The sequence below is a fragment of the Curtobacterium sp. MCLR17_042 genome, from assembly GCF_003234695.1.
GTDB lineage: Bacteria > Actinomycetota > Actinomycetes > Actinomycetales > Microbacteriaceae > Curtobacterium > Curtobacterium flaccumfaciens.
Genome location: NZ_QKTD01000015.1, coordinates 80,900 through 106,306 on the forward strand (window position 1 = coordinate 80,900; position 25,407 = coordinate 106,306).

33 protein-coding genes are annotated in these 25,407 nt (G+C 72.1%); 13 read left to right on the forward strand and 20 right to left on the reverse strand.

What is annotated here, in order from left to right; genetic code table 11:
* From arr to DEJ02_RS14600, 6 genes are all read right to left on the reverse strand, one after another.
* Nucleotides 1-423 carry an NAD(+)--rifampin ADP-ribosyltransferase gene (gene arr, locus DEJ02_RS14575; RefSeq protein WP_111033556.1) on the reverse strand — a complete coding sequence of 141 codons (423 nt, stop codon included), beginning with the start codon at nucleotides 421-423 and terminating at the stop codon, nucleotides 1-3.
* Between the two features lie 20 nt (nucleotides 424-443).
* Nucleotides 444-836, reverse strand: coding sequence for a hypothetical protein (locus tag DEJ02_RS14580; RefSeq protein ID WP_111033557.1), 393 nt, complete (start codon nucleotides 834-836; stop codon nucleotides 444-446).
* The gene (locus tag DEJ02_RS14585) at nucleotides 833-1,405 is read right to left on the reverse strand and encodes a TetR/AcrR family transcriptional regulator (RefSeq protein ID WP_111033558.1); all 573 of its coding nucleotides are present in this window, start codon (nucleotides 1,403-1,405) and stop codon (nucleotides 833-835) included. The genes DEJ02_RS14580 and DEJ02_RS14585 overlap by 4 nt, the downstream gene beginning before the upstream one ends.
* The gene (locus tag DEJ02_RS14590) at nucleotides 1,398-2,246 is read right to left on the reverse strand and encodes an alpha/beta fold hydrolase (protein ID WP_111033559.1); all 849 of its coding nucleotides are present in this window, start codon (nucleotides 2,244-2,246) and stop codon (nucleotides 1,398-1,400) included. The genes DEJ02_RS14585 and DEJ02_RS14590 overlap by 8 nt, the downstream gene beginning before the upstream one ends.
* A 73-nt stretch (nucleotides 2,247-2,319) precedes the next feature.
* Nucleotides 2,320-3,162 carry an SDR family NAD(P)-dependent oxidoreductase gene (locus DEJ02_RS14595; RefSeq protein WP_111033560.1) on the reverse strand — a complete coding sequence of 281 codons (843 nt, stop codon included), beginning with the start codon at nucleotides 3,160-3,162 and terminating at the stop codon, nucleotides 2,320-2,322.
* Nucleotides 3,163-3,233: 71 nt separating this feature from the next.
* Complete coding sequence (locus DEJ02_RS14600; RefSeq protein WP_111033561.1) at nucleotides 3,234-3,803, reverse strand: cyclophilin-like fold protein; 570 nt, start codon at nucleotides 3,801-3,803, stop codon at nucleotides 3,234-3,236.
* Between the two features lie 125 nt (nucleotides 3,804-3,928).
* Between DEJ02_RS14600 and DEJ02_RS14605 the strand changes: the two genes are divergently transcribed.
* Both DEJ02_RS14605 and DEJ02_RS14610 read left to right on the forward strand, forming a co-directional pair.
* Complete coding sequence (locus DEJ02_RS14605; protein ID WP_111033562.1) at nucleotides 3,929-5,128, forward strand: MFS transporter; 1,200 nt, start codon at nucleotides 3,929-3,931, stop codon at nucleotides 5,126-5,128.
* Between the two features lie 95 nt (nucleotides 5,129-5,223).
* Nucleotides 5,224-5,799, forward strand: coding sequence for a GrpB family protein (locus DEJ02_RS14610; RefSeq protein WP_111033563.1), 576 nt, complete (start codon nucleotides 5,224-5,226; stop codon nucleotides 5,797-5,799).
* Nucleotides 5,800-5,824: 25 nt separating this feature from the next.
* On the opposite strand, the gene DEJ02_RS14615 is transcribed toward DEJ02_RS14610, so the two are convergent.
* Together DEJ02_RS14615 and DEJ02_RS14620 are read right to left on the reverse strand one after the other, a co-directional pair.
* The gene (locus tag DEJ02_RS14615) at nucleotides 5,825-6,778 is read right to left on the reverse strand and encodes a nuclear transport factor 2 family protein (protein WP_111033564.1); all 954 of its coding nucleotides are present in this window, start codon (nucleotides 6,776-6,778) and stop codon (nucleotides 5,825-5,827) included.
* Between the two features lie 240 nt (nucleotides 6,779-7,018).
* Nucleotides 7,019-7,489 carry a MarR family winged helix-turn-helix transcriptional regulator gene (locus DEJ02_RS14620; RefSeq protein WP_017885670.1) on the reverse strand — a complete coding sequence of 157 codons (471 nt, stop codon included), beginning with the start codon at nucleotides 7,487-7,489 and terminating at the stop codon, nucleotides 7,019-7,021.
* Between the two features lie 63 nt (nucleotides 7,490-7,552).
* Here DEJ02_RS14620 and DEJ02_RS14625 point away from each other — a divergent pair, with 63 nt between their 5' ends.
* Nucleotides 7,553-8,080 carry a phenolic acid decarboxylase gene (locus DEJ02_RS14625; RefSeq protein WP_017885669.1) on the forward strand — a complete coding sequence of 176 codons (528 nt, stop codon included), beginning with the start codon at nucleotides 7,553-7,555 and terminating at the stop codon, nucleotides 8,078-8,080.
* 2 nt (nucleotides 8,081-8,082) lie between these two features.
* The gene (locus DEJ02_RS14630) at nucleotides 8,083-8,883 is read left to right on the forward strand and encodes an alpha/beta hydrolase (protein WP_111033565.1); all 801 of its coding nucleotides are present in this window, start codon (nucleotides 8,083-8,085) and stop codon (nucleotides 8,881-8,883) included.
* Here the strand turns inward: DEJ02_RS14630 and DEJ02_RS14635 are convergent.
* Together DEJ02_RS14635 and chrA are read right to left on the reverse strand one after the other, a co-directional pair.
* Complete coding sequence (locus DEJ02_RS14635) at nucleotides 8,861-9,253, reverse strand: arsenate reductase ArsC (protein WP_111030197.1); 393 nt, start codon at nucleotides 9,251-9,253, stop codon at nucleotides 8,861-8,863. The two genes, DEJ02_RS14630 and DEJ02_RS14635, sit on opposite strands and share 23 nt — an antisense overlap.
* 14 nt (nucleotides 9,254-9,267) lie before the next feature.
* On the reverse strand, nucleotides 9,268-10,473 hold the full coding sequence (gene chrA, locus DEJ02_RS14640; protein WP_111033566.1) for a chromate efflux transporter: 1,206 nt from the start codon (nucleotides 10,471-10,473) through the stop codon (nucleotides 9,268-9,270).
* Nucleotides 10,474-10,518: 45 nt separating this feature from the next.
* Here chrA and DEJ02_RS14645 point away from each other — a divergent pair, with 45 nt between their 5' ends.
* Nucleotides 10,519-11,187, forward strand: coding sequence for a MarR family transcriptional regulator (locus DEJ02_RS14645; protein ID WP_111033567.1), 669 nt, complete (start codon nucleotides 10,519-10,521; stop codon nucleotides 11,185-11,187).
* Between the two features lie 165 nt (nucleotides 11,188-11,352).
* Here DEJ02_RS14645 and DEJ02_RS14650 read toward each other — a convergent pair whose 3' ends face one another.
* Nucleotides 11,353-12,510 carry a glycosyltransferase family 4 protein gene (locus tag DEJ02_RS14650; RefSeq protein ID WP_146248682.1) on the reverse strand — a complete coding sequence of 386 codons (1,158 nt, stop codon included), beginning with the start codon at nucleotides 12,508-12,510 and terminating at the stop codon, nucleotides 11,353-11,355.
* Nucleotides 12,511-13,014: 504 nt separating this feature from the next.
* Between DEJ02_RS14650 and DEJ02_RS14655 the strand changes: the two genes are divergently transcribed.
* Nucleotides 13,015-13,356 carry a hypothetical protein gene (locus DEJ02_RS14655; RefSeq protein ID WP_111033569.1) on the forward strand — a complete coding sequence of 114 codons (342 nt, stop codon included), beginning with the start codon at nucleotides 13,015-13,017 and terminating at the stop codon, nucleotides 13,354-13,356.
* A 25-nt stretch (nucleotides 13,357-13,381) separates the two neighbouring features.
* Here DEJ02_RS14655 and DEJ02_RS14660 read toward each other — a convergent pair whose 3' ends face one another.
* The gene (locus DEJ02_RS14660) at nucleotides 13,382-13,879 is read right to left on the reverse strand and encodes a hypothetical protein (protein WP_110863897.1); all 498 of its coding nucleotides are present in this window, start codon (nucleotides 13,877-13,879) and stop codon (nucleotides 13,382-13,384) included.
* 137 nt (nucleotides 13,880-14,016) lie between these two features.
* Nucleotides 14,017-14,850 (reverse strand): SDR family oxidoreductase, encoded by an 834-nt coding sequence (locus DEJ02_RS14665; protein ID WP_111033570.1) that lies wholly within the window; start codon nucleotides 14,848-14,850, stop codon nucleotides 14,017-14,019.
* Nucleotides 14,851-15,039: 189 nt separating this feature from the next.
* Here DEJ02_RS14665 and DEJ02_RS14670 point away from each other — a divergent pair, with 189 nt between their 5' ends.
* Complete coding sequence (locus DEJ02_RS14670; protein WP_146249298.1) at nucleotides 15,040-15,354, forward strand: hypothetical protein; 315 nt, start codon at nucleotides 15,040-15,042, stop codon at nucleotides 15,352-15,354.
* A 24-nt stretch (nucleotides 15,355-15,378) separates the two neighbouring features.
* Here the strand turns inward: DEJ02_RS14670 and DEJ02_RS14675 are convergent, their stop codons facing one another.
* A complete protein-coding gene (locus DEJ02_RS14675) occupies nucleotides 15,379-15,708 on the reverse strand; it encodes a hypothetical protein (RefSeq protein ID WP_111033572.1) in 330 nt (109 codons plus the stop codon).
* Between the two features lie 106 nt (nucleotides 15,709-15,814).
* On the opposite strand from DEJ02_RS14675, the gene DEJ02_RS14680 reads away from it, so the two are divergent.
* From DEJ02_RS14680 to DEJ02_RS14690, 3 genes are all read left to right on the forward strand, one after another.
* Complete coding sequence (locus DEJ02_RS14680) at nucleotides 15,815-16,771, forward strand: AraC family transcriptional regulator (protein ID WP_181440374.1); 957 nt, start codon at nucleotides 15,815-15,817, stop codon at nucleotides 16,769-16,771.
* 119 nt (nucleotides 16,772-16,890) lie between these two features.
* Nucleotides 16,891-17,505, forward strand: coding sequence for a DapH/DapD/GlmU-related protein (locus DEJ02_RS14685; RefSeq protein ID WP_111033574.1), 615 nt, complete (start codon nucleotides 16,891-16,893; stop codon nucleotides 17,503-17,505).
* Nucleotides 17,506-17,654: 149 nt separating this feature from the next.
* On the forward strand, nucleotides 17,655-18,071 hold the full coding sequence (locus DEJ02_RS14690) for a VOC family protein (RefSeq protein ID WP_027465416.1): 417 nt from the start codon (nucleotides 17,655-17,657) through the stop codon (nucleotides 18,069-18,071).
* Here DEJ02_RS14690 and DEJ02_RS14695 read toward each other — a convergent pair.
* From DEJ02_RS14695 to DEJ02_RS14705, 3 genes are all read right to left on the reverse strand, one after another.
* Nucleotides 18,052-18,999 (reverse strand): isoprenylcysteine carboxylmethyltransferase family protein, encoded by a 948-nt coding sequence (locus DEJ02_RS14695; protein ID WP_111033575.1) that lies wholly within the window; start codon nucleotides 18,997-18,999, stop codon nucleotides 18,052-18,054. The two genes, DEJ02_RS14690 and DEJ02_RS14695, sit on opposite strands and share 20 nt — an antisense overlap.
* Before the next feature lie 75 nt (nucleotides 19,000-19,074).
* The gene (locus tag DEJ02_RS18530; protein WP_164941096.1) at nucleotides 19,075-19,221 is read right to left on the reverse strand and encodes a hypothetical protein; all 147 of its coding nucleotides are present in this window, start codon (nucleotides 19,219-19,221) and stop codon (nucleotides 19,075-19,077) included.
* Between the two features lie 110 nt (nucleotides 19,222-19,331).
* Nucleotides 19,332-20,552 (reverse strand): alcohol dehydrogenase catalytic domain-containing protein, encoded by a 1,221-nt coding sequence (locus DEJ02_RS14705; protein WP_111033576.1) that lies wholly within the window; start codon nucleotides 20,550-20,552, stop codon nucleotides 19,332-19,334.
* Nucleotides 20,553-20,675: 123 nt separating this feature from the next.
* Here DEJ02_RS14705 and DEJ02_RS14710 point away from each other — a divergent pair, with 123 nt between their 5' ends.
* Both DEJ02_RS14710 and DEJ02_RS14715 read left to right on the forward strand, forming a co-directional pair.
* Nucleotides 20,676-21,014: a DUF3140 domain-containing protein gene (locus DEJ02_RS14710; RefSeq protein ID WP_071244508.1), complete on the forward strand. Its 339-nt coding sequence runs from the start codon at nucleotides 20,676-20,678 to the stop codon at nucleotides 21,012-21,014.
* A 23-nt stretch (nucleotides 21,015-21,037) separates the two neighbouring features.
* A complete protein-coding gene (locus DEJ02_RS14715; RefSeq protein ID WP_139179681.1) occupies nucleotides 21,038-21,253 on the forward strand; it encodes a hypothetical protein in 216 nt (71 codons plus the stop codon).
* 25 nt (nucleotides 21,254-21,278) lie between these two features.
* On the opposite strand, the gene DEJ02_RS14720 is transcribed toward DEJ02_RS14715, so the two are convergent.
* Both DEJ02_RS14720 and DEJ02_RS18535 read right to left on the reverse strand, forming a co-directional pair.
* On the reverse strand, nucleotides 21,279-22,136 hold the full coding sequence (locus tag DEJ02_RS14720; protein WP_111033577.1) for a family 16 glycosylhydrolase: 858 nt from the start codon (nucleotides 22,134-22,136) through the stop codon (nucleotides 21,279-21,281).
* Nucleotides 22,137-22,239: 103 nt separating this feature from the next.
* Complete coding sequence (locus DEJ02_RS18535; protein WP_027465422.1) at nucleotides 22,240-22,500, reverse strand: hypothetical protein; 261 nt, start codon at nucleotides 22,498-22,500, stop codon at nucleotides 22,240-22,242.
* A gap of 75 nt (nucleotides 22,501-22,575) precedes the next feature.
* Between DEJ02_RS18535 and DEJ02_RS14725 the strand changes: the two genes are divergently transcribed.
* Nucleotides 22,576-23,538 (forward strand): SDR family oxidoreductase, encoded by a 963-nt coding sequence (locus tag DEJ02_RS14725; protein ID WP_181440375.1) that lies wholly within the window; start codon nucleotides 22,576-22,578, stop codon nucleotides 23,536-23,538.
* Nucleotides 23,539-23,867: 329 nt separating this feature from the next.
* On the opposite strand, the gene DEJ02_RS14730 is transcribed toward DEJ02_RS14725, so the two are convergent.
* The gene (locus DEJ02_RS14730; RefSeq protein WP_111033579.1) at nucleotides 23,868-25,094 is read right to left on the reverse strand and encodes a cobalamin-independent methionine synthase II family protein; all 1,227 of its coding nucleotides are present in this window, start codon (nucleotides 25,092-25,094) and stop codon (nucleotides 23,868-23,870) included.
* Between the last annotated feature and the right edge of the window lie 313 nt (nucleotides 25,095-25,407).

A 25,407-nucleotide genomic window follows, 5' to 3' on the forward strand; every position in this document is an offset into this window, starting at 1 on the left:
TCAGTTGACGATCTCGCCGCGTTCCTCGGGCGGGAGCGCGACGAGCCGTTCCCGCCACTGGCGCAACGCCTCCGGGGTGAGCCGTGTCCACCCGGTCTCCTCGCCGACCACACGGAGCGGGAGGGCACTGCGGTACGACCGGGTCGGGTTGCCGGGAAACTTCTTGTCCGTCACGTTCGGGTCGTCCTCGAAGGGACCGGTCGGCTCGACACGGTACACACGCGGCTCGCGGTCGCCGGGCACGAGCTCGGCCGCGAGTTCGGCCGCGAGCCCTGCTCCGTCGCGGGTCGCCGTGAAGTAGACGTGGTTCATCACGACGTCGGGGCGGTAGTTCGAATGGAAGCCGGGGGAGAGGAACTCCCCGGGCTGCAGGGCCGCCACGGTGCCGTGCCAGAACGGACCGGTCTCGTCTGCTGCTGCCATGGCGTCAGCCTACGAACGGCTCAGCGCCCGCGTCCGACCAGCGCCCGCCACCGCGGCTGTTCCGAGACGACGACGGCGACGCACAGGGCGGTGACGGCGATCGCGACCGCCATCGGCCACAGGACCCACGCCGCCGCGACCGCCCCCACGAGGTGCGCCAGGACCGACGCGATCGTGACCGCTCCCGGTGCCGTGACCGGCGGGTCGCCGCCGGGGCGGTCACCCGGGGTCCCGAACACCGCCGGCGGCACGACGAGGACCAGGACGGCGGCGATCGCGAGCACCGGTGAGTGGGGCCAGAGCGCCCAGGGCACGGCCACCCACGCGACGAGCTCCGCCAGGAACCGCAGGCCGCCACGGAGCGGGTCGTGACCGACGGGCCTCGACGGGCGCGTCGCCGTGGTGACGGTCACCCTGTCGTCGCGGCACGGAAGCCGCGATCCAGGAAGTCGACCATCCACGCGGCACTCGCATCGACGTCCGTGTCCATCTGGAACCCGCCGGATGCCTCGATCGTGGCGAACCCGTGCAGGACGCTGCGGAGCACCCGGAGCGCGTGGACCTCGTCGGCCGGGTCGAGCGGGTAGTCGCGGAGCGCCGCGGCGAAGGACGCCAGGGTGCGGCCGAGTGCGACCGCCAGGGGGTCATCGGCACCGGTCGGCCGGACGCTGACGGCTGCCTGGTACCGCGCCGGGTGCTCCCGGACGCTCCGGCGCACGGTCTGCACCGCCGCCTCGAGCGCACTCCGACCGCTGCGCCCCTGCATGGCGTCGCGGAGTGCGTCACCGAGCTCGTTCGCGCCGAGGATCGCGATCCTGCGGGTGAGGTCGCCGAGTCCGTCGACGTGCTTGTACAGCGACGGTGCCTTCACCCCGAGGCGGTCGGCGACGACGCTCATGCTCAGCTGGGCGAGGCCGATCTCGTCGGCCAGCGTCGCCGCGGCCTCGGTGACGGTCGCCGGGTCGAGCCCCGCCCTAGGCAACGGGACCTGCGACGGGCAGCGTGCGGGCGAGGAACGGCAGCAGCAGGGCGAGGAGCGCTGCCGGCGTCTCGGTGTGGGGGTAGTGGCCGGCGCCGTCGATCACGGCGAGTTCGCCGAGGCCGTCCGGCAGGTCGGCGAGGATCCGCTCGCCCTCGGCGCGGGGCACGGCCCAGTCCGGATCGGCGCTGCCCTCGACGACCAGCACGGGGCACCGGACGGCACCCAGCTGCTCGCCGGCGTCGGCGGGCGACGTGCGGGTCATGGCGCGGAGGACCGCCATCCGCTCCGGTCGCCGCAGGGTCGTCTCGATGCGGTTGCGCTCCGTCGCCCAGTCGGCGGGCTTGGCGGGGACCGCGATGTCGAGGTACGCGAGCCAGCCGGGCAGGCTGCCGCTCGTCATGACCCGCGCGAGCTGGACGGTGCCGGCGCGGTGTCGGCGGTTGCGCAGGAGTCCGCCCAGGTCGACGGACTGCTTGCGCGTGAACGGCGCCAGTTCGACGATGCCCGCGACCAGGTCCGGTGCGGTGGCTGCGGCGATGGTCGCCGCGCCCCCGCTGATGGACTGCCCGACGACCACGGCCGGGCCACCGAGGTGGCGGGCCACGGCGACGAGGTCACGTGCGATGTCGGTGCGCTGGTAGCCGTCCCACCCGGTGCTCGAGTCGCCGCAGCCGCGGAGGTCGACGTTCGCCACCCGGTAGCCGGCCGCGACGAGCTCCGGTACGACGAAACGGTAGGCGTGCCGGCTGTCGCCCATGCCGTGGGCGAGGACCACGAGCGGGCCTGTTCCGGAGAGGTCGTAGGCGATCGTGCCGCCCTCGGTGTCCAGGTGTTCGAGCATGACGTGGCTCCTTCGGCTACGGGTAGTAACTCAGAGGCTAATACCCGTAGCCAAAGTCGGCAAGGGGCAGTCGTCACGCATCCAGGTCGAGCGTCGTCGACAGCTCGGGGAACGCCTGCGCCTGGTCGACGAGCTGCTGTCCCTTCTGCACGATCCCCGCCACGCTGTCCGCGCCGGCGGCGAACCGCAGCGGCGGCTCGGGCATCGCGATCAGCGTCAGCAGCACCTGCGCGAGCTTCGCGGGGTCGCCGGACTGGTTGCCCCGCATGCCGCGGAAGAACTCCTTCGACCCGGCCGAGAGCGGGGCGTAGTCGTCGATCGCGACGTCGCCCCAGAAGGTCGAGTCGCCCTCGGCCAGCAGGTCGGTGCGGAAGAAGCCGGGCTCGACCACGGTGGTGTGGATGCCGAAGGGCACCACCTCGTCGTGCAGGGCCTCCATCCAGCCCTCGAGCGCGAACTTCGACGCCGAGTAGGCGCTCCCACCGGCGCCGGCGACGATGCCCGCGGTGGAGCTGATGCTGACGACGTGCCCGGATCGCTGCCGTCGCATGACCGGGAGCACGGCGCGCGTCACCGCGAGCGCCCCGAAGAAGTTCGTCTCCATCTGCGCGCGGAACTGCTCGGCCGAGATCTCCTCGAAGTACCCGGCCTGGAAGCTCCCGGCGTTGTTCACCAGGACGTCGACTCCGCCGAAGCGGTCGGTCGCGGCGTCGACTGCGGCTCGGACCGACTCCGGGTCGGTCACGTCGAGCGCGACGGCGAGCAGGCGCTCGTGGTCGCCGAGGACGGCGCGGACCCGCTCGGGGTCGCGTCCGGTCGCCACGACCCGGTGCCCGGCGTCGAGGGCGGTCCGGGCGAAGTCGGTGCCCATCCCGCGGCTCGTGCCGGTGATGAGGAAGGTGCTGGTTCCGGTCATGGGGTGTGATTCCTGTTCGATGGAAGGGACGCGAGGGGAGGCGGGGACGCGGGGAAGGGGGCGGACGCCCGTCAGCCGCGCACTCGGATGGTGGCGGCGCCGGACGGCAGGTCGCGCACCGCTCCGAAGTCGTCGACGGTGCCGATCGGCACGATCCCCGAGAAGCTGCCGACGTCCGTGTAGTACAGGACGATCGACTGGTCCGGCACGTAGTACGCGATGGTGCCCGCCGGCGCATCGCTCGTACTCGGGGCGCCGGTGGTGTCGAGCGGCGCGGGGAGCCGGGCGATCTGCTCCTGCCCGCCGTAGTCGGCGAAGGTCAGCGTCGCCGGCAGCCGGGCGGCCAGCGCGCGCGCCGTCGCACTGCCCGTCAACCGGCCGGTCAGGGTCTCGCCGTCGAGCTCGATGGTGATGTGCACGGGGTCGGCCTCCGTCGGGGTGGTGATCGTGGGAGCTGCAGTCGCAGTCGCAGTCGCAGTCGCGGCCGCGGACGCAGGCGCCGACTCCGGCAGCTCCGCGCGGTCGACGCCGCTGCACCCGGCGAGCGCCCCCACCACCAGCGCGACGACCGGAGCCAGCGCGAGTGGACGCAGCGCGAGGTGCGGACCCGCGGCCGGACGGCGTCTGGTTCGGACCTGCATCGGGGCTCCCTCGGTTCGTGGACACCACCATCGAAGCCCCACCACCACCCGCCCAGTGAGGCTCCGGCGAAACGGGGTCCAGCCGAACCTCCCTCTGCGCCGGACGATGCCCCTACCGTCGGTCCGTGACCACGACGACCTCCGACCTCCCCACGACCGACCGGGCCACCGACGGTCGACTGCCCTGGTTCCCGCTCGCCCTGCTCGCCGCGATCGGGTTCCTCCTGGTCGCCATGGAGACGATGCCGGCCGGGCTGCTGCCGGCGATCGCCGACGGGATGGGCACGAGCGAGGGCACGGTCGGCCTGTTCGTCAGCGCGTACGCGATGGGGACGGTCATCGCCACGGTCCCGGCGATCGCCCTGACCCGCGGGTTCCGCCGCAAGCCGCTCATCGTCGCCGCCATCGCCGTGCTCCTCGTCGCGAACACCCTGACCGCGTTCGCCCCGAACGTCGCGGTCGCACTGGTCACGCGGTTCGTCGCCGGCGCGATGTCGGGGACGATCTGGGGCATGTTCGCCACCTACGCCCGGCGGATCAGCCCGGCCCGCTTCGCCGGGGTGTCGCTCGCGATCGTCTCGACGGGCGCGCCGGTGGGGTTCGCGCTGGGCACCCCGCTCGGGTCCTTCATCGGCAACGCCCTGGGCTGGCGGTCGTCGTTCATCGGGCTGAGCCTGGTCGGCGTGGTGGTCCTGGCGCTGATCGCGCTGTTCGTGCCGGACGCCCCGGGGCAGACGAGCGCCGCGAAGCTGTCCGTCGTGAAGGTGTTCCGGATCCGCGGCATCGCGGTCATCCTCGCGGTGATCGCGACGTGGATGGTGGCGCACAACACGATCTACACGTACATCTCGCCGTACCTGCGGGCGACCGGCACCGACCTGAGCGCCGGGCTGGTGCTGCTCGTCTACGGGATCGCCGCGATCCTCGGCGTCGTCGTGACGGGCGCGCTGCTCGACCGGCACCCCCGACCCCTGCTGCACGGCAGCGTCGGCCTGTTCGTCCTGGCGGGCGTGGTGCTGCTCGTCGGCCACACGTCGCCGGTCGCGGTCCTGGTGGCCGCGGGCCTGTGGGGCATCGGCTTCGGCGGTTCCTCCACGCAGCTGCAGGCCGCCCTGACGACCGCCGGCGGCGAGGACGCCGACGTCGCGAGCGCGTTCCTGCCGGTCGCGTTCAACATCGCGATCTTCGCGGCCGGCCTGTTCGGCGCCGCCCTGCTGACGGCCTCCGACGGGCTGGTGCTCGCCGTGGTGATGATCGTGTTCGGGGCGGTCGCGGCGCTCCTCACCGTCATCGGCCGCGGATCGGCGTTCCCCGCGAAGCTCTGACGCGATCGACGACGGCGACCGCGACGGCGACCGCGACGGCGACCGCGACCGCGACCACGACCACGACCACGACCACGGACTGCGATCATGTCCGGGTGCACCACGACGAGGACCACACCCGCCCGGACGTCACGACCGTCGAGATCATCGGCGGCCCGGAACCGGTCACCGTGACCCTGCACCCCGCCGACAGCGGGTGGGCTGCGGTCTTCGCGGACCACCGGCGACGCATCCTGGAGGCCCTCCCCGGCTCCGGCGCGGACGCCCCGGTCGTCGAGCACATCGGCTCCACGGCCGTCCCCGGCCTGGCAGCGAAGCCCATCGTCGACATCGTGGTCGTCGTCGCCGACATCACCGCCGAGGCCACGTACCTCGACCAGCTCCTCGCCGCCGGGTACGAGCTGCGCGTCCGCGAGCCGCGCCACCGCCTGGTCCGGACGCCGGCCCGCGACGTCCACGTGCACGTCTACGAGCGGGGTGCGACGGCGGTCGACGAGTACCTGCTCCTCCGTGACCACCTGCGCGCCGACGCCGACGACCGGGCGCTGTACGAACGGACGAAGCGGGAGCTGCTCGACCGGAGCTGGGACGACATGAACGCCTACGCCGAGGCGAAGACGGCCGTCATCACCGCGATCAAGGAGCGGGCGCGACGGAGCCGCGCGTCCTGAGACGCGCGGCTCCTCCGGCCGAGCCTCAGCTCGTCGGGACGACGTCCCAGTGCTCGCGGATCAGGTTGTCGTCGACCCGGAACAGGTCGGCCGCGCCGAACGGTGCGTCGGCCTTCGCCCCGACCGGCTTCGAGAACGTCCACACCAGGTCGCCGTCGGCGAGCGAGATGACGGACTCCTGCTTCGGCAGGCTCTGCGCGGCGCTGCCGGCGAAGAACTGCTTGAGCGCGGCCGTGCCGTTCGCGGCGACCGAGTTGTGCTGCAGGTACGCCGGGTCGAACTTCTCGTCGAGGACGGACACGTCGTGGTCGCGGAACAGCCGGTTGTACGCCGTCACGGCGAGCACTCGGTTGTGCTCCTCCTGCCGCTCGGTCAGGTGACGGTCACGCTTCGCGGCCGGGTACAGGTCGCTGAACATGCTGTTCGTGTTGCCGCTGGCCGGGGTCCCCGTCGGCACCGTCTGACGGAGTGCCCACCACTCGCTGATGCGCCCGTCGCGCATGCGGAACAGGTCGACGGCGGCGTCACCGGTGCGTTCGTCCTTCGGCTTCGCGGTGATCTGCCAGTGCACGGCCACCAGGTCCGCGTCACCGGCGATGTGCTTGATCACGGCGTGGGCGCCGGGCACCCGGGAGCGGTCGGCGGTGAACTCGGCGAGCAACGCGGACGGACCCGAGGCGCTCGTCGCACCGTGCGCGACGGCACCGGTCGCGACGGCGGACCGTGCAGCCGCACGGGCCTTCGCGGACGCGGGCGACCGGAACGCGCACCGGAACAGGTGCCGGACGGTGGCCTCGTTGCGCTGCTCGGCGCGACGGTCGAGCCGCGAGACCGCCGTGCCACCCGAGGTCGTCCGCGCTACGCGGTCCACCGTGTGCTGCGCGGAGGTCGCCGTGGTGACGGAGGTGGAGGTGTGGAGGGGTGCCGCCACGGCCGGACCGGCCACGAGCGACACGGCGATGGCGACCGGAGCTGCCACCGCACACGCCTTGGCGAAGATGGGGAGAAGTGATGTCGTCTGCACGGCAGAACGATGGAACCGGACCCTGGAAGCCGACGCGCGCCCTGGAGCCGCCACACGTTGCGACCGTGACCGGCTTCTCAGTCGCGGTGCGCGCCTCCAGGGTGGCCTGTACGCGCGCTGCCAGGGTGACCCGTTCCCGCTGGTGATCGACGGTCCGGACCTGTGGGACGGCTCACGCGCACTGTCAGCCGATCCCTACGCTCCGGGCTCGTCGATGGCCAGACGGAGCTCGGCGAGCACGGGCAGCGCGGCGCGCAGTGCGTCGACCCCATCCGGGCCCAGGCGTTCGAGCGCGCCGACCAGGACGTGCTCGGCCGAGGCGTCGTAGACCCGGAGCCGCTCGGACGCGAGCTCGGTCAGGGCGATCTCGGTGCTGCGGCCGTCACCGGTGGCGAGCCGCCGGTGGACGAGCCCGCCGCGTTCCATCGCGGTGACGAGGTTGCTGACCGTGGAGCGGGCGAGGCCGAGGGACCGGCCGAGCGCCGTCGGCGTGAGCCACCCGGCCTCGTCGAGTCGTCGCAGGACCTCGATCTGGGCGTCGGGCAGTTCCGGCAGCGCACCGTCACGACGTGATGCGTTCAGCAGGGTGCGGCGGAACGGGCCGACCTGGTCGCTGAGCCGCCGGGCGATGTCCCGGAGTCCTGCGGTGTCGTGCTCGCTGCCCATGTCCTCAGCTTAGGTCCTCGAAAAAGGTTTGCAACAAAACTATGTTTGGCGCAGGATGGGTGCATGACGATCACCACCTCAGTCGCACAGCCCGTCCCGTCGCAGGACCTCTCCGGCATCGTCGGACACCGGTTCATCTACACGTACGCCAACGGCTGGCAGTACGAGATGTACGTCAAGAACGCCACCACCATCGACTACCGCATCCACTCCGGCATGGTCGGCGGGCGCTGGGTCAAGGACCAGCAGGTCGACCTCGTGGTGCTCACCGCCGGCGTCTACAAGGTGTCGTGGAACGAGCCGACCGGCACGAGCGTCGTCGTGACCGTGGTGCCGGGAGAGCGCGTGCTGCACGGCACGATCTTCTTCCCGCACTGGGTCGAGGAGGACGGCAGCAAGACCGTGCTGTTCCAGAACGACCACCTGGACCGGATGCGCGAGTACCGCGACGCCGGCCCCACCTACCCGATCTACGTCGTCCCCGAGTTCGCCCACATCACCCTCTTCGAGTTCGTCGGCCAGGACGACGAGACCGTCGTCGACACTGCGCCCGCCGACCTGCCGGCCGGGTTCGCCGACCGGAGCAACTGAGCATGACCGCGGAACGTCCGCTGGAGCGTGCTCTGACGAGCATCCGGCTCGAGCACCGGGGCGGGGCGCTCCGGGGGTGGGAGTACCGCCCGGCGTCGGCACCCTCGGCTGCCGGTGGCTCGGTGCTGTTCGTGCACGGGTTCGGTGACTCGTCGATCGGTCCGCGCCAGCTCTTCGTGCAGGCCGCGACCGCCCTGACCGACACCGGTCTGACGGTCCGCTCCTACGACCGTCTCGGGCACGGCACGAGCGACGGACGGTTCGCGGACATCTCGATCGGCGACGAGGTCGAGCAGGTCGTCACGATGATCCGGTCGTTCTCGGCCGACCAGGGGGCACCGATCGACGTCGTCGCCCACAGCCTGGGTGCCGTCGAGTCGGCGATGGCGGCGGCGAGGGTCCCCGACCTGGTCCGGAGCCTGACCCTGTGGTCGCCGGCCGGGGTCGTGGTCGACGACATCGCCGTGCACGACACCATCCAGGGGCAGCCGCTCGCACCCGTCCGTGACCGCGGCTGGTTCGACTTCGGTGGGACCGCCCTCGGGCGCGGGTTCGTCGACGAGGTCCGGGACGGACTCGACGTCTACGCCCAGGCACGCGGGTACGACGGGCCGGTCGACGTGCTGCACGGCACTGCCGACGAGATCGTCCCGGTCGAGTACGGCCGGCGCTACGGCGAACTGCTCAGCGGGGCGACGTTCACCGCGGTCGAGGGCGCGGACCACGTCTGGTCGTCGGTCCCGTGGCGCGAGCAGCTCGTCGACCGCCTGCTCGACCGCGTCAGGGAGCGGTCCGGGCGATGAGGTCCTGCACCCGCGCGCGCACGTCGTCGCGGATCGGCCGGACGGCGTCGAGGTCGAGCCCCGCGGGGTCGGTGAGCTCCCAGTCCTCGTAGCGCTTGCCCGGGAACACCGGGCAGGCGTCCCCGCACCCCATCGTGATGACGACGTCGGCGGCGCGGACGGCATCGGTGCTGAGCAGGGCGGGCTGCTCGTTCCGGATGTCGATGCCCTCCTCGAGCATCGCCGCGACGACCACCGGGTTGAGCTGGTCGGCCGGTTCGGAGCCGGCGCTCCGGACGTCGACGCGGCCACCCGCCAGGTGCTGCAGGAAGCCGGCGGCCATCTGGGAACGGCCGGCGTTGTGGACGCAGACGAACAGGACGGTGGGCATGCGGAGTGCTCCGATCAGAGGACGACGGCGCCGAGCAGGCCGGCTCCGATGACGACGGCCCACGGGGGAGCGGACCAGCGGGTGAGGGCGGTGAAGGCGGCCACGGCGAGCGCCAGTGCGGGTGCCGAGCGGACCCCCTCGGTGATGACCGGGTCCCAGAGCGCCGCGGCGAGGAGCCCGACGACGCCCGCGTTCACGCCGGCCAGCACGCGTCGGGCCCACGGCAGGGCACGGAGCACGTGCCAGAACGGCAGGGCGCCGATGACCAGGAGTGCCGCAGGCAGGAAGATCGCGATGAGTGCCACCGCCGCGCCGACGAGCCCGCTCGGACTGCCGTCGGCGACGGCGCCGAGGTAGGCGGCGAAGGTGAACAGCGGCCCGGGCACGGCCTGTGCGGCGCCGTACCCGGCCAGGAAGTCCGCGTGGCCCACCAGGTGCGTGGCCATGGTCTGTGACTCGAGCAGCGGCAGGACGACGTGGCCGCCGCCGAAGACGAGCGAGCCAGCCTGCGCGAAGACCCCGAACAGGCGCACGGCCCCGGTGCCGCTCGCGGCGACGGGTGCCGCGACGAGCAGGGCGGCGAACGCGACGAGCGCCGACACGGCGACCCAGCGGGGGAGGTGCACGGCGACCTCGGCGTCGGCGACGTCCTCGGGTGGCGCGACGACGCCGCGGAGCCACACCGCGCCGACCACACCGCACACCGCGATGACCGCGACCTGCGGCCCCGGGCCGGGGACGAGCAGCACCACGATCGCGGCGGCGGCCGCGATGGTCGCCCGACGGCGGTCCGGTGTGAGCGAGCGCGCCATGCCGAGCACCGCCTGTGCCACCACCGCGGCTGCGGCGGCCTGCAGCCCGAGCAGCCACCCGGCGCCGGCCAGGTCGGGCGTACCGGACACCAGCAGGGCGAACGCGACGAGCAGCACCGCGGACGGCAGGGTGAACCCGCACCACGCGGCGAGGAGCCCGAGCAGCCCGGCGCGCTGCAGCCCGAGGGCCATCCCCACCTGGCTCGACGCCGGTCCGGGCAGGAACTGGCACAGCGCGACGAGGTCGGCGTAGGCGTCGTCCCGCAGCCAGCGGCGACGCACCACGAAGGCTTCACGGAAGTACCCGAGGTGTGCGACCGGCCCGCCGAACGAGGTCAGCCCGAGCCGCAGGAACACCAGGAACACCGATGCCGCGGACGACCGCAGGGGCTCGGGGCTGGTCGTCACCCGCTCATCTTGACGACGGCAGATGGTTCAGTCAACATTGAACCGATGAACAGTCGGCGGCAGGACCTCGAGCGGCGTGCGGCGCAGCACGCGGCCCTCGGCGACGTCGCCCGCCTGGCGATCGTCGACCTGCTCGCCGCGTCCGACGCCAGCCCGAGCGAGGTGCGGGCCGCCCTCGGGATCTCCGGCCCGCTCCTGGCGCACCACCTGCGCGTTCTCGAGCAGTCCGGTCTGGTCACGCGACGCCGCTCCGACGGCGACGGGCGCCGCAGCTACCTGCACCTCGAGCCGAGCGGTGTCCCGCACGGTTCGGCAGCGGTGCGGCCACCGGTGTCCCGCGTGCTGTTCGTCTGCACCGGCAACTCCGCGCGCTCCCCGCTGGCCGCGGGCGTCTGGGCGCAGGTCAGCGAGATCGGCTCAGTGTCCGGCGGGACGCGTCCGGCGGCCGCCATCGCTCCCGGGGCGGTCGCCGTCGGGGAACGCCACGGCCTGGACCTCGGCGACCACGTCCCGCGTGCCTTCCGCGACCTCGTCGCCGACGGCGACCTGGTCGTCACGGTCTGCGACCGCGCGCACGAGTCGATCGACGACGGCGACAGCCTGCACTGGTCGCTGCCGAACCCCTCGCGCGTCGGCACGCCGGACGCGTACGAGGCCACCTACGCGGACCTCCGGTCCCGCGCCACCGCGCTCGCTGCGCGCCTCGCCGCCTGACGCGGCCCCACGAACGGAACGCCCCGATGAGATCCCCCCTCCTCATCGGGGCGTTCTCCTTGCTCGACCGCCTGCGGACTGGAGGCACGGGGCGGGCCCGCACCGCGCCTCCAGTCCGTCCCGTGGTGCGCCCAGGGCGGCGCGCGCTCGCGGGGGAGCCGTCACTCAGGGCCGGCAGCTGCCGGCGACCAGCCGGAGGACCTGATCCGTGTGCCGCTCCGCCGTCGCGAGCCGCGCGTGCTCGACGGCGGCGGCGGTGTGCGGCCGCAGCAGCGTCCGGTCCGAGGCGAGTTCGATGATCGTCGTGGCGAGCCCGAACGCGGTCTCGTCGTCGGTCAGGACGGCGGCGGAGCCGAACTCGCTCGCCAGGCGGATGTCGGAGACGATGACCGGGCGGTGGTCCCGGAATGCCTCGAGCGCGGTCATCGGCTGGCCGTCGTGCTCGAGCGAGCAGACCACCGCCGCGTGCCCGCACAGCAGCAGGTCGTGGACGGCCTGCGACGACAGGCGGCCGTGGACACGGACCGACACCGGCGTGCGGGTCGGTGGGACGGTCCCGCCGGCGACGTCGACCCGCACGGCGTGTGCCCCGAGTCGGATCTCCACCAGCCGGATCGCGTTGAGGAGGACGTCGAGGCGCTTGTCCGGGGTGAACCGCGACGCCCAGACGAGCCGGAGTGGGCCGAGCTCCGGCGCCGGCGGCGGTTCGACCGGCCGGCGGCCGAGGGCGTTGGGCACGACGTGGACCGGGCCGACGCCGGCCTCGCGCAGGACACGGGCCTGCCGCGTCGTCGGGGTGACGACGACGTCGGCCGCCCCGGAGACGGCCACGGCCATGTTGCGGCGCGCGTCGTCCATGGGGTGCCCCGTGAAGCGGTGCCGCGTGGGCCGGATGCCGGTCACCACACGGTGCGCGTGCCGCGCGAGGGGCGCCATCGCCGCCGCGGTCCGGCCCCGGACCGGCGCCGAACCGTGCACGGTGTGGATCGTCGGCAGCTCGAGGGAGCGCGCCGTGGTGAGCGCCGCCGCGGCGAGCCCGAAGTCCGAGTGGGTGACGACGAGGTCGATCCGTTCCTCGAGCATCAGCGTGCCGAGGCACCGGCGGACGCGGACCGAGTTGCGGACCACCGGCAGGTCGCTCTCCGGGGCGCTGATCGACGGTTCGACCTCGAACAGGCGGACGCCGTGCTTCCGCAGCTCCGCGGTCTCGCTCGAGCGCGGAGTCGCCACCCAGACGACGTGACCGGACTCCGCGAAGGCCTTCGCCTGCTCGACCAGCGCGGCGCGTTCACCCCGCATCGCCGACAGGGGGAAGTCGCTCACGAGCAGGACGGTCGCCTTCGCCGCGGCCACGTCAGCGGCCGGTCTCGAGCACGGTGGTCTGGCGGGGGCTGCGCATGCGGTCTCTCACGGTTCGGGAGGGGAACGGGGTGTTGGGAACCGTAGGCGCTCAGAAGACGATCGTCTAGTGAACTGCGACGCTGCTGAACGGGCCTTCACGACTCCTCGGGCGGACGCTCAGCCGGGCGCGCGGCGGATGGTCGGGCACTGTCCGGTTCCTGCGGAACATGGACACGTCTGAGCCGTGGTCGACGTACAGTCTCCGGAAGCTACCCCGCCGGACCCTACCGGCGGGTGCCCGACCCCCCCGTTCCCGGGCTGGCCTCGTCATGACCACCGCGTCGAACCCGACGGCGTCGTAGCGCGAGGACGTCTGCTCCTGACCCGAACTCGTGGCAGACGTCCTCGCACCTTCCCGCTGTCGTCGAGGAACGGCCGGTCCCCGATCTCGGGGCGAGCAGCGGCCAGGGGACCACGGGGGACACCATGCAGCACCAGCGCGCCATCACCGCACTCACGACGCTCATCGCGACGATCGCCCTGGCGGTGACGCTCAGCGGGTGCACGGCATCGTCGTCGGCGTCACGGACCGTCACACCGGACGCCTTCGAACGCGTCGTCGTCGACGCGTTGGCCGACGTCTCGGACGCGACGCCCGAGGTCGACTGCGGTGCGGACGACATCGCGATCGAGGACGGCGCCGAGGTGCACTGCGACGTGAACACGGCGGGCTACGACGTTGTCTACGACTCGGTGTCCACGATCAGCACCGACGGCGGCGACGACTACCACGTGGACGTGGAAGTGGCCGACCAGCCCAAGGACTGATCGGCCACTGCGCGGTGTCCGACGACTAGCGGTCGGACGCCTCGACGACGCAGCTCTCGACCTGCTCGGCGGCCTTCGAGTCGTCGGCGAACGGCGTCGGCGCATCCGAGGTGGTGGTCGTCTCGTCGGCGACGGCCTGCTTGGCGACGTCGTTCACGGCGTACAGCGGACCGTCGAAGTCGTCGGCCGTGGGGTCGGCGGTGGTCGCCCAGATGGTGACCTCGTCGTCGTTCGAGTCGTTGCTGTCCGCGGGGACGATCGCGGCACCGAGGTACCAGCCGCCGTCACCCTTCTGGATGTTCGCGAACTCGGTGGTGTCGTGCGACCCGACCGCCTTGTCGATCATGTCGACGGCGGCGCTGGCGGCCACGTCGCACTGGGCCGACTGGGACTTCTCCTCGGAGCCGGGGACCTTGCCGACGGGGTTGATGTTCTGCGCTCCGCCGGGGTCGCAGGCGGTGAGCAGGAGGGCTACGGTGGCGGCGCCGAACAGCGCCGTGACGGTCTTCGCTCGCGTGGACATGGCCCTGAACGTAGGCCGGCCCCGGTGGGCGGCGGTTCAGCCAGGAGCGTCCCCCGACGACGGACGGGAGGCCCGGCGCACGTCGTGCCCCGGGCCTCCCGTCCGTCACCTGGTCCCGTTGCCGGACCGGCGTCCCGTCACAGGATCGGGGTGCCGCCGGTCACGGCGACCCGCGCGCCGGAGACGTAGCTGCCGTCGTCACTGGCGAGCAGCACGTAGACGGGTGCGAGCTCGGCCGGCTGGCCGGGACGGCCGAGCGGCGACTGCTTGCCGAACTGCTCGACCTGCTCCGGCGGCATCGTCGACGGGATCAGCGGCGTCCAGATCGGACCGGGGGCGACGCTGTTCACGCGGATCCCGCGTTCCCCGAGCAGCTGCGCCAGCGCGGCCGACAGGTTCGCGACGCCCGCCTTGGTGACGTCGTAGGGCGCCAGGTTCGGCTTCGGGTTGTCGGAGTTCACCGAGCTCGAGCCGATGATCGACGACCCCGGGCCGAGGTGCGGCAGCGCGGCCTTGACGAGGTGGAAGTAGGCGCTGAGGTTCGTCGCGAGGGTGTGATCCCACTCCTCGTCGCTGATCTCCTCGATCGTCTCGTGGGTCATCTGGTAGGCGGCGTTGTTCACGAGGACGTCGAGCCCGCCGAGCTCCGAGACCGCCCGGTCGATGACGGATCGGCAGTACGCGGGATCGCTCACGTCGCCCGGGAACAGCACGGCCTTCCGACCGGCCTCCTCGATCCAGAGCTTCGTGTCCTGCGCGTCGTCCTCTTCTTCCGGCAGGTAGCTGATCAGGACGTCGGCACCCTCGCGCGCGAACGCGATCGCGACGGCCTTCCCGATGCCGCTGTCCCCACCGGTGATGACGGCCCGCTTGCCGGTGAGCTTGCCGGAGCCGCGGTACGACTCCTCGCCGTGGTCGGCCTCCGGGGTGAGTTCCTGGTCGCTCCCCGGGGGCTGCTGCTGCTCGGTCATGTCTCTCCCTGTGGTCGGTTTCCCTGGACGTCCCCGATGCTGGGCGGGCGCCACTGAACGCCTGTCCAGGGTCACGGCGTACCCCGTTCGGTGCTCGAAGATGTGTACCCGGCACGTCGGCCGCCTACCGTGGCACCGGATCAGGGAACCGTCACCGCGACGGAAGCTCCTCTTCACCAGGGAGCAACGTTGAAGTACGTGAACTACGCGGGCACCGTCCGTGTCCTGACGAGCGACTCGATCGCCGACGCGGTGATCCGGTACGCCGCCGCACTGCACCAGAGTCGGCTGAGCGACGTCGTGTCGATCCCGACGGCCGACGACTTCGGGGTGGCGAGCACCGTCGAGGTGCTGCTGGCCCCGTCCGTCCCGGTGGCCGTGGAGCCCGCCCCGGATGACGACCTCGAGCCCGAGGGCGACGCGTTCCTGGTCGAGATCGCACGGCGCACCGAGGCCGTGCTCGCCGTCGACCCCAACGCGACGCCGCCGGACCTCGGGCGCTGAGCGGTCGCTCCGCGGGGGCGCTGCTTACGCCACCGGCCCCTCGGTCAGGTCCGTCCGGGTGTCCGCGTGGATCACCTCGTCGTGCTCGAACGTCAGCGCGGCGGCCCGCAGCCGTGCCACGAACTCCGTGTCCTCGCGCTCGAGTTCGTCCTCCTCGGCGTCCTCGACCACGAGCTGACTCGACGGACCGATGAGGACCTTGGTGGTCGTCATGGTGCCGTCCGTCGCCACCGAGGGGATCGCGACGGTGTCCGCCCGGTTGCCACCGGCCAGGGCCGCGGCGTACTCGATCACGGCGTCGGCCACGTCGTCGCTCGTCAAGATCGTCGATCGGTCGTACTGGATCTGCTTCATGTCCGGGCCTCCATCCGCACAGCAAACAGGGCTTCGGCTGGCCGCCGTACAGGAACACGGCGCGTCGCTCGTTGCGCCGACGCCGACTTGTCGTCAGGATCGTCACGTGCCCGAGACCATGCACCGCCTGCTGCGGGAGATCCAGACCGCCGAGCCGTCGGTGGCGGCCGAGGCGATGGCTCGGACGCACATCACCCACGGGCTGTCGGTCGAACCGACGGACGCCGAGTTCGTGTTCGAGGAGCGCGTGCGCGGAACGGCGCTGCTGTCGCTCGAGTCGACCCGCTGCACCGGGGTCCTGAGCGGCACGATCGAGCCCGGCGACGCGATGATGATCTTCTGGATGAAGTCCGGAGTCGCCCAGCTCGACGAGAACACCGTGAAGATCGGCCGGCCGACGCTCTTCCGTCAGGGGCCCCAGCGCTTCCGCTGGATCGCCTGCAACAAGGACGTCCTGCGGATCGACCGCTCGATCGTCGAACAGGTCGCGGCCGAGCGCGGCGACTGGGCCCCGGGTCCCATCGAGTTCCGTCCGCGGCACGTCCCCGAGGGCGCGCCGCTCGCTGCCTGGTGGCTCATGGTGCGGTCCATCGCACAAGAGGTCCTGGCCGGACCGGACGCCGTCCCGGTCGAACGCGAGCGGGAGCTCGCGCGCTTCGCCGCCGGCGGTCTGCTCACCGCGATCCCGCACTGGCCGGTCGGGCAGCACGAGCCGGTCATGGCCTCCACCGCCCGCTTCGCCCGCGCCGAGACCTTCCTGCTCGAGCACGCCACCGAGCAGATCACCGTCGACGACGTCGCCGAGGCCGCCGGCCTGAGCGTGCGCGGCGTGCAGGCGGCGTTCCAGCGGCACCACGGCATCACCCCGACCATGTACCTGCGTCGCATCCGGCTGCTGCTCGCGCGCGAACAGCTCGAGTCGGGCGACGGCCGGAGCATCGCCGAGATCGCCCGGGCCACCGGGTTCGCCCACCTCGGCCGGTTCGCGGGGAGCTACCGCGAGGAGTTCGGCGAGCTGCCCCGGCAGACGGCGTCCACCGCGCGCGACGGCGCCCGCGCGTAGACGACTGGCCGCGCGGGCCCGCAAGAATCCCGCAACCGCCCGCCGTCCGGCCGATCGCCGACGATCGTCGCCCTACGTTTGCGCTGCACGGACACGCAGCCACGACGACTGGAGACCCCATGGCCGGCTCAGCAGCACCACCCGTCCCGGCTGCGGCCGTCCCGCCGACGACCGATCCGTCGACGTTCGGCCGCCGGCTCGTCGAGGACGCCTCCTACGCCCGAGAACACTTCGTCTTCACCGCGCTGCTCGGATCCCCGCTGCTGCCCCGGATCGTCCGGCGGCTGCTGCTCCGTGCCGCCGGGGCACGCGCCGAGTCGGGTGTGGGCACCGGGTTCTCGCTGACGGGTGACCCGAAGCACCTCACGATCGGCCGGGGTGTCTTCTGCAACCGGAACGTGACCGTCGAGGCCGTCGCCCCCGTGACCATCGGGGCGAACACCGCGATCGGGATGCAGGTGCTCATCATGACGAGCCACCACGAGATCGACGCCCAGGGCCGGTGGAGCGACGTCGCGACCGGCCGCCCGGTGGTAGTCGAGGAGCACGTCTGGATCGGCGGCCGTGCCACGATCCTGCCGGGCGCCCACATCGAGCACGACGTCGTGGTCGCGGCCGGCGCCGTGGTCGTCGGCCGCCTGGCGGCGCACGGCGTCTACGCAGGCGTCCCCGCCAAGCGCATCCGTGAGCTCGCCCCGTCCGCGCGACCGCCGGTGGTGGACCCCGCCGAGTGACGGCCTGGAGGCCCGTGGCGGCGCCGCCACGCGCCTCCCGTCCGGCGCGGCCCAGCACCCGTGCGCCTGCCGCTTTCGCCGGGACGCGCACTCTGCCAGCATGATCACGACGCGGGCGACGACGCCCGCGCAGGACGAGGGAGACCGTCGTGACCGTTCGCCTCAACCCCTACCTCGGGTTCCGGAGCGGAGCCCGCGAAGCGCTCGAGTTCTACCACTCGGTCTTCGGTGGCACGCTCACCATCGGCACGTTCGGTGAAGCCGGCATGAGCCAGGACCCCGCCGACGCCGACAAGGTGATGCACGGCCAGCTCGACGGCGACCAGGGCCTGCTCCTGATGGCCTCGGACGCGCCGTCCGGCATGCCGACGCCGGCGGAGAGCAGCATCTCGCTGTCGCTCAGCGGTGACGACCACGAGCTGTTGACGCGCTGGTGGAACGGCCTGGCCCAGGGCGCTACGATCGTCGAACCACTCACCACCGCGCCGTGGGGCGACACCTTCGGCATGCTGACCGACCGCCACGGGGTGTCGTGGCTCGTCAACATCAGCGGCGCGACGAGCTGAGCGGCAGCGAACCCACGCGTGCCGGCACCGGCCACCGCGGCACCCAGCACCGGACCTGCTCGGCGTAGCGGCGGAAGTCGTCGCCGAACCGTTCCGCCAGGTCGGATTCCTCGAGCGGGCGGACGATGCAGTTCCAGACCACGGAACCGGCGATCGCGTAGACGACGACCAGCCACGACGACAGCAGCAGGCCGACGGCGACGCCCTGCGTGATGCCGGCCAGGGCCATCGGGTTCCGCACCGACCGGTACGGCCCGGCGACCACCAGGCGGTTCGCGGTGGCCGAGGGCAGCGGTGTGCCCTCGCCCTTGGTCGACATCGCCGCTGCCGACGCGATGCCGAGCGCGCTGGCCAGCAGGAGCACGACCACACCGACGACGGTGAGGGTGGTGACGAAGGGTGCGGGCAGGTCCGGGTGCAGGCCCCAGCGCTGCTCGGCGAACGCGATGAGCAGGGGGAACACCCCGAGGAACAGGCCCCAGAAGACGACGATCTGCAGCACGGTCGCGGTGACGTGCCGGGAGCGCGGGGCGCTGGCGTCAGCGGTGCGGATCCGCAGCGGACCGCTCGTCACCCACTCCGTCGGGACCCGTCCGAGCAGCACCAGGGCGAGGGCGAGGGCCGAGCCGATCGTGGCGGCGAGCATGACGAGCACGCCCCAGCCGGCCTCGCCGGTCACGGTGGCCCAGACGCTCAGGGCGACCAGCACCAGGGCGGTCCACACCGTCGTGCCCACCGCGGCGGCCCGGACACCGGCGGCGGCGAGCGCCGAGGCGACGACGAACAGCGGGACGTCGAACACGGCGACGAGCACCGGGTCGAGCGAGCCGAGCGTCGCCGTGCGGATCCACGGCAGCGTCGCGACGGCGATCCACCAGGCCGCTCCACCGACGGCTTGCAGCGCGTAGTACCGCCGGCCCCAGGACATGGGTGCACGGTAGCAGTGCGCGGCGAGGGGCCGGGCCGTCGGCGGGCCGTGCGTGCCGTCGCTCCCGACGGTCGGTCAGTCGGTGTGGTTGATCTGTCCGAGCCAGCGACCGAAGGACGGGGTGCGCTCGTCGTGCAGGGTGGGCAGGACGGGCTTCGGCAGGCAGGCGCGCTCGTCGGTGACGGTTCCGGCGCCGGTGCTCTTGTGGAGGTCGAGGCTCATGGTGTGCTCCTTCGTGGTCGGTGGAGAGTTCGACACCGGGCGGGGCCGTTCCATTCCCACCCGGTGTCGTCCTGGTCCGGTGCAGCGCGTACCGGTGCGTCGCGTTCGGTTCAGGAGGTGCCGAGCTCGACCTTGATCCAGCCGGGTTCGCGTCGGTCGAACGCCTGGTAGGCGCCGATCGCGTCGGTGATCGGCTCGTGCTCGGTGATCAGGGCCGTCGGGTCGAACTGTCCGGCGGCCACCATGTCGATCAGCGGCGGGGTGACGGAGTGGTGGTCGCAGTTCCCCATCCGCACGGTGAGGTTCTTCAGCATCGCCTCACCGATCGGGTAGTGCTCGGCCGTCGGTCCGTACACGCCGATGATCCCGATGCGGCCGTACTTCGCCACGCTCGCCACCGCCCAGCGAGCCACCTGCGAGGGGCCGTCGCCGGGCTTCCACTGCTGCTGTGCACCGAAGCTGTCAGGCGCGGCGTCGGGCGCGACCTCGGCGACCTCGGCGTCGAACGCCGCCGCCTGGTCCTGATCGACCGCCGCCGGGCCGCGCTTCGGGCGTTCGGCGTCCACGCCGACTGCGTCGATCACGCAGTCCGCGCCGATACCGTCGGTCAGCGACATGATCGTCTCGACCGGGTCCTCGGCGTTGTAGTCGACAACCTCGCAGTGCTGGGCGAGCGCGGCGGCGAGCCGGGTCTCCTCGCCGTCGACGACGATGACGCGGGCCGCACCCTGCTTGTACGCCGAGGCCGCCGCGAACTGTCCGACGATCCCGGCACCGAACACCACCACGACGTCACCGCGCGTGACGCCCGCGAGCTCCGCGCCGAACCACCCCGTGGGGAAAATGTCGGACAGTAGGATCGCCTGCTCGTCGGAGACGGTGTCCGGGAGCGGGTGCATGGTGTTGCGGGCCCACGGGACGCGGACGTACTCGGCCTGCATGCCGTCGACCGGTCCGGTGGAGGCGGGGCCGCCGAAGAACGCGGTGCCCGCCTGCGGTCCGTTGCTGTTCGAGCGGTCGCACTGGGCGGTCTTGCCCATCCGGCAGTACCGGCAGGCACCGCAGGACACCGTGGAGTTGACGACGACGCGGTCGCCGGGGCTGAACCCGCGCACCGCGTCCCCGACCTCGGTGACGACGCCGACGGCCTCGTGACCGAGGATCGTGCCCTCCACCATCGGTGCCATCGTGCCGCGGACGAAGTGCAGGTCGGTGCCGCAGATCGCACTGCGGGTGATCCGGACGATCGCGTCCTCCGGGTCCTGGATCGTCGGCTGCGGGACGTCGTCGAGCCGGATGTCGCCGATGCCGTGCCACACGACTGCGCGCATGTGATGCCTCTTCCTGTTCGGGTAAGGGGTTCGCAGGGTCAGGAAACGCGCGAGGGGCTGGGCACGGTCGGAGGCGCATCCGTCCTGCGCAGTCGTCCAGCACGATCGGGTTGTCTCGACCGCATGAGCGAGCACGACGACGAGCAGACCCGAGCCGACTTCGACGACGCGGTGAACATGACCGCCACCGAGCTGCGGAAGTGGCTCGACACCGACGAGTCGAAGTCCGTCGGGCAGAAGCCCTCGGGCGGTGGCGAGTCGACCGGGCACGAGAGCGGCCGGCACATCATCCGCATCCTCGAGAAGCACAAGGCCGACCGCACCGACGACGACCTGGCGCACATGCGGAAGGTCGTCGGCTACGTCGCCCGGCACTCGGAGCAGCGTCCCGACGGCGACGTGCACGACACCCCCTGGCGGTACTCGCTCATGAACTGGGGCCACGACCCGGAGAAGCACTGACGGCATCGGGCAGAATGGGGGGCGTGAACGAGACGGGCATGCCGCGCTTCCGACGGATCTGGTCGACCGTGCAGGTCGGTGTCCTCGCGATCGCCGTCGTGTTCTGCGTCGTGATGCTCGTGATCGGGCAGGGCAAGCTCGACCGGGTGTACGCGGTCGCCGCGGTGTTCTTCGGACTCGCCCTGGTCGGGCACAGCACGTACCTGTGGCTCGTCGCCCGGGCGAACCGCCGTCCCTGACGCTCGTCCGCCTCGGCGATCGCGCCTAGCCGTTCTGGTGGACCCGCAGCCAGTCGATCGTCATCTGCTGCGGGAACCGTGTCGAGGCGTCGGGCGAACCCGGCCAGTTCCCGCCGACCGCGACGTTGAGGATCACGAAGAACGGCTTGTCGAACACCCACGGGGCCGAGCCGACGTCGGCCCGGGTGACCGTCCGGTACGCGACGCCGTCGACCGTCCAGGTGATCGAGCCGGGGCGCCAGTCGACCCCGTACACGTGGAAGTCGTCGGCGAACGCTGCTCCGGACGGGTTCGTGTACGCCGCCGATATGCCCTGCGCGCCGGAGTACCCGGGCCCGTGCACCGTGCCGTGCACGATCCCCGGCTCGTACCCGACGTTCTCCATGACGTCGATCTCCCCGCACGCCGGCCAGCCGACCTGCCCGATGTCCGCGCCGAGCATCCAGAACGCCGGCCAGATGCCCTGGCCGCGGGGGAGGCGGATCCGCGCCTCGATGCGGCCGTACTGCGCGGTGTAGGTGCTCTCGGACTTCAGCCGGGCCGATGAGTACGACCCGTCGGCCTCGCGGTGTGCGGTGATCACGAGGTTGCCGGCACCGTCGAGCGCCGCGTTCCGCCGCGAGTCCGTGTAGGTCTGCAGCTCGGCGTTGCCCCAGCCGCCAGCACCCAGGTCGTACCGCCAGATCCCCGGGTTCGGCGCGCTGCCGGCCGGGCCGTCGAACTCGTCGGCGGCGAGCAGCACGGGCGCAGCGGTCGGCGCCGCAGCTCCGGTCGCGGCCTGTGCCGAGCCGTCCGGGCCGATCGCCGTCGCGCCGAGGGCGGTCGTCGCGGCCCCGGCGAGTCCGAGCGTCATGAAGCGCCGTCGATCGATGTGCTGGTCCATGTCGTGCTCCCTGCAGCGCGATGGTGGTGTGATCGTCGGATCATGCACCATCCGGCTGCGCCTGAACAGGCCCGGATCCCGCTTCGTCCGCGGGACGCACCGGTCAGCCGAAGCGCATCGCCAGCGGCACGAGCAGCCCCGCGACCCAGACGAGCACCATCACGAGGGCGCCGACCGCGATGAGCCGTCGGCGACGCCGCAGCTTCGGGCTCCGCTCCTCGCCCCACATCTGTGCACGGACCAGCACCCGGTTCGCCTGCTCGACGACCTTCCGCACCTCGGGGTCGTCGACGTCGAGGACACCGGAGCGGGCGTGCTCGGCGATGACCGCGGCTTCGTCGACGGTCAGGTCGTCCTTGCGCATGCTCCATCCTCGCACCGCGTGCAGGGGTACGACCCGGCTGTGCGGGAACGGACCACGGCCGGGTACCAAGGACACATGGGACATCGGTACCGCGGGAAGATCGTCGTCATCACCGGAGCATCGAGCGGCATCGGGAGGGCCGCCGCACACGAGTTCGCCCGGCAGGGCGCCACGCTCGTGCTCGCCGCACGCGGGCACGACTCGCTCGAGGCCGCAGCCGCCGAGTGCCGGAAGCTCGGCGCCGAGGCGATCGCGATCCCGACGGACGTCGCCGACGAGCACCAGGTCAAGGACCTCATCGGCACCGTGACGACCCGCTTCGGTCGCATCGACGTCTTCGTCGGCAACGCGGCGCTGTTCGTCTACGGCCTGTTCGAGCAGACCCCCACCGAGGCGTTCAAGCGCGTCGTCGACACGAACCTGTACGGGCACCTCAACGCCATCACGCACCTGCTGCCGCACTGGAAGCAGCGCGGGAAGGGCACCTACGTGCTCGTCGGCTCGATCCAGTCGCTGCTCTCGGCGCCGTACCAGTCGGCGTACGTGACGAGCAAGCACGCTGCGCTCGGCCTGGTCGACGTGCTCGGCGACGAGTTCGCGGGCACCGGCATCAAGTTCACCGCGCTGCTGCCGTCCACGATCGACACCCCGATCTACCAGAACGGCGCCAACTACACCGGCAAGACCTCGCACCCGCTGCCGCCCACCGTCTCGGTCGAGCGGGCCGGCCGTGCCGTCGTGCACGCCGCCACGCACCCCAAGCGCTACCGCTTCGTCGGACGCATCCAGGCATCGCTCGTGCCGCTGCAATACGTGTTCCCTGGCCTGTTCCACAAGATCACGAAGCCGATGGTGGAGACGTTCGCGCTCCGTGGCGAGGGCGCGCCGACCGACGGGAACCTCTACGCCCCCGCCGACGCCGCGAACGCGACGAACGGCGGCTGGGTGGCGAAGCGACGGCGCGTCACGCGCCCCCTCGTGTGGCTCGGCGTCGCCGCTGCGGGCGCGGCGGTCGTGCTCGGCCGCTCGCGTCGGTAGACGCACCCGCTGACGGACTGGAGGCCCGGTGCCAGCTGGCACCGGGCCTCCAGTCCGCTCGTGCGTGCGTCCGGATCCGGGCGTGCCTGCCGGAAGCGGGCGTACCTGGCCGAACCGGGCGTACCTGCCGAAACCGGGCGCACCTGCCGAAACCGGGCGTACCTCCCCGAACCGGGCGCACCTGCCGAAACCGGGCGTACCTGCCTGAACCGGGCGAACCTGCCCGAACCGGGCGTACCTGGCGGAATCGGGCGTACCTGCCGTGTTCTTCGTGGCAAGTACGCCCGATCTCACCAGGTATCGCGGCCGTTCTGGGAAGGAACGGGCGGCTAGAAGAGCTTCGCGCTCGCGCGCCGGGCACCCTCGCCGAGGGACTCGAGCTTCGCCGCGGCGATCTGCGGGTGCACGCGGCCGCCGAGGCCACAGTCGGTGCCGGCGATCACGCGCTCGCGCCCGACTACCGAGGCGAACCGCTCGATGCGCTGCGCGACGAGGTCGGGGTGCTCGACGACGTTCGTGGCGTGGCCGACGACCCCCGGGACGATGACCTTGCCCTCGGGCAGGGTGACGTCCTGCCAGACGGTCCACTCGTGCTCGTGGCGGGCGTTCGCGGCCTCGAACGAGTACGCACCGGCGTCGATGTCGAGCATCAGGTCGACGATGTGGCGGAGTTCGATGTCGGTGGTGTGGGGTCCGTGCCAGGAACCCCAGCACAGGTGGAAGCGCACGCGGCTGGTGTCGAGGCCCCGCAGCGCGTGGTTGAGCGCCTCGACACGGACGCGGGTGAAGGCGCGGTAGTCCTCGATGCTCGGCTCGGGGTTGATCTGGTCCCAGTTCTCGGCGATCGAGGGGTCGTCGATCTGCAGCACGAGGCCGGCGTCGAGGATCGTCGTGTACTCCTCGCGCAGGGCGTCCGCCCACGCCCAGATGTGTTCTTCCTCGGTCGCGTAGTACTCGTTCGCGATGCGGGCGGCGGAGCCGGGGGAGAGCGCCGTGATGAAGCCGTTGTCCGCGCCGGCGGCCTCGACCGCGTGCTTGAGGTTCGCGGCGTCGGTGGCCGCGGCCTCGTGGCCGGTGTAGGTGATCGGACCGGTCGTGGTCGGGAACGCGGTGGCGTTCTTGCCGGTGCCGATACCCGACTCGGGGTCGGTGTAGGCGTCGTGGAAGATCGTCCAGTCGCGCCGGTCCGGGAAGCTCGTGAGCCGGATGTTCCCCGGGGTGGAGCGGACCGGCTGCTGCGAGAAGATGTTCTCGTCGGTCAGGCTCAGGCCGCTGATGCGCTGGAACGAGTAGCCCCACCACGCGCCGTAGTCGACGCTGTTCGACATCGCCTTGCCGAACTCGCCGTCACCGGGCTGCGTGATGCCGAGCGCGGTCTGCCGTGCGACGACGTCGTCGACGGCCGCGCTCGTCAGGGCACGGACCTCGTCGGTGCTCTCGAGCGTGAAGCCGTCGGCGGCCACGGGCCGTGCGGCGTTCGCGGCGATGAGCTCCGGGGTGCGGGGGAGCGATCCGGCGGTGGTGGCCTGGATGCGGTCAGTGTTCTCGAAGGGCATGCGCTGCCTTCCTCTCGATGGGTGCGGAGTGTCGGGAGTCGGGGGCCGCGCGCGAGGCTTCGCGGTGCGCTGCAGTGCCACTCTGCCACGAGGGGTCGGGCCCGTTACGTTGCGCGACCACGGCTGCGTGCGGACGCCGACCGACAGGGTCGATGTCGTACGACACCGACTCGGTCGCCTGTTGCGTGCGCAGACGGTTGCAGGCGCGTGCGAACGACAGGGTCGATGTCGTACGACGTCGACGGTGTCGTTCCGCGTCGACCCGGCCACCGCCCCCGGCCCCGCGCGACCTGCGCACGCCCGCCCCGCACCC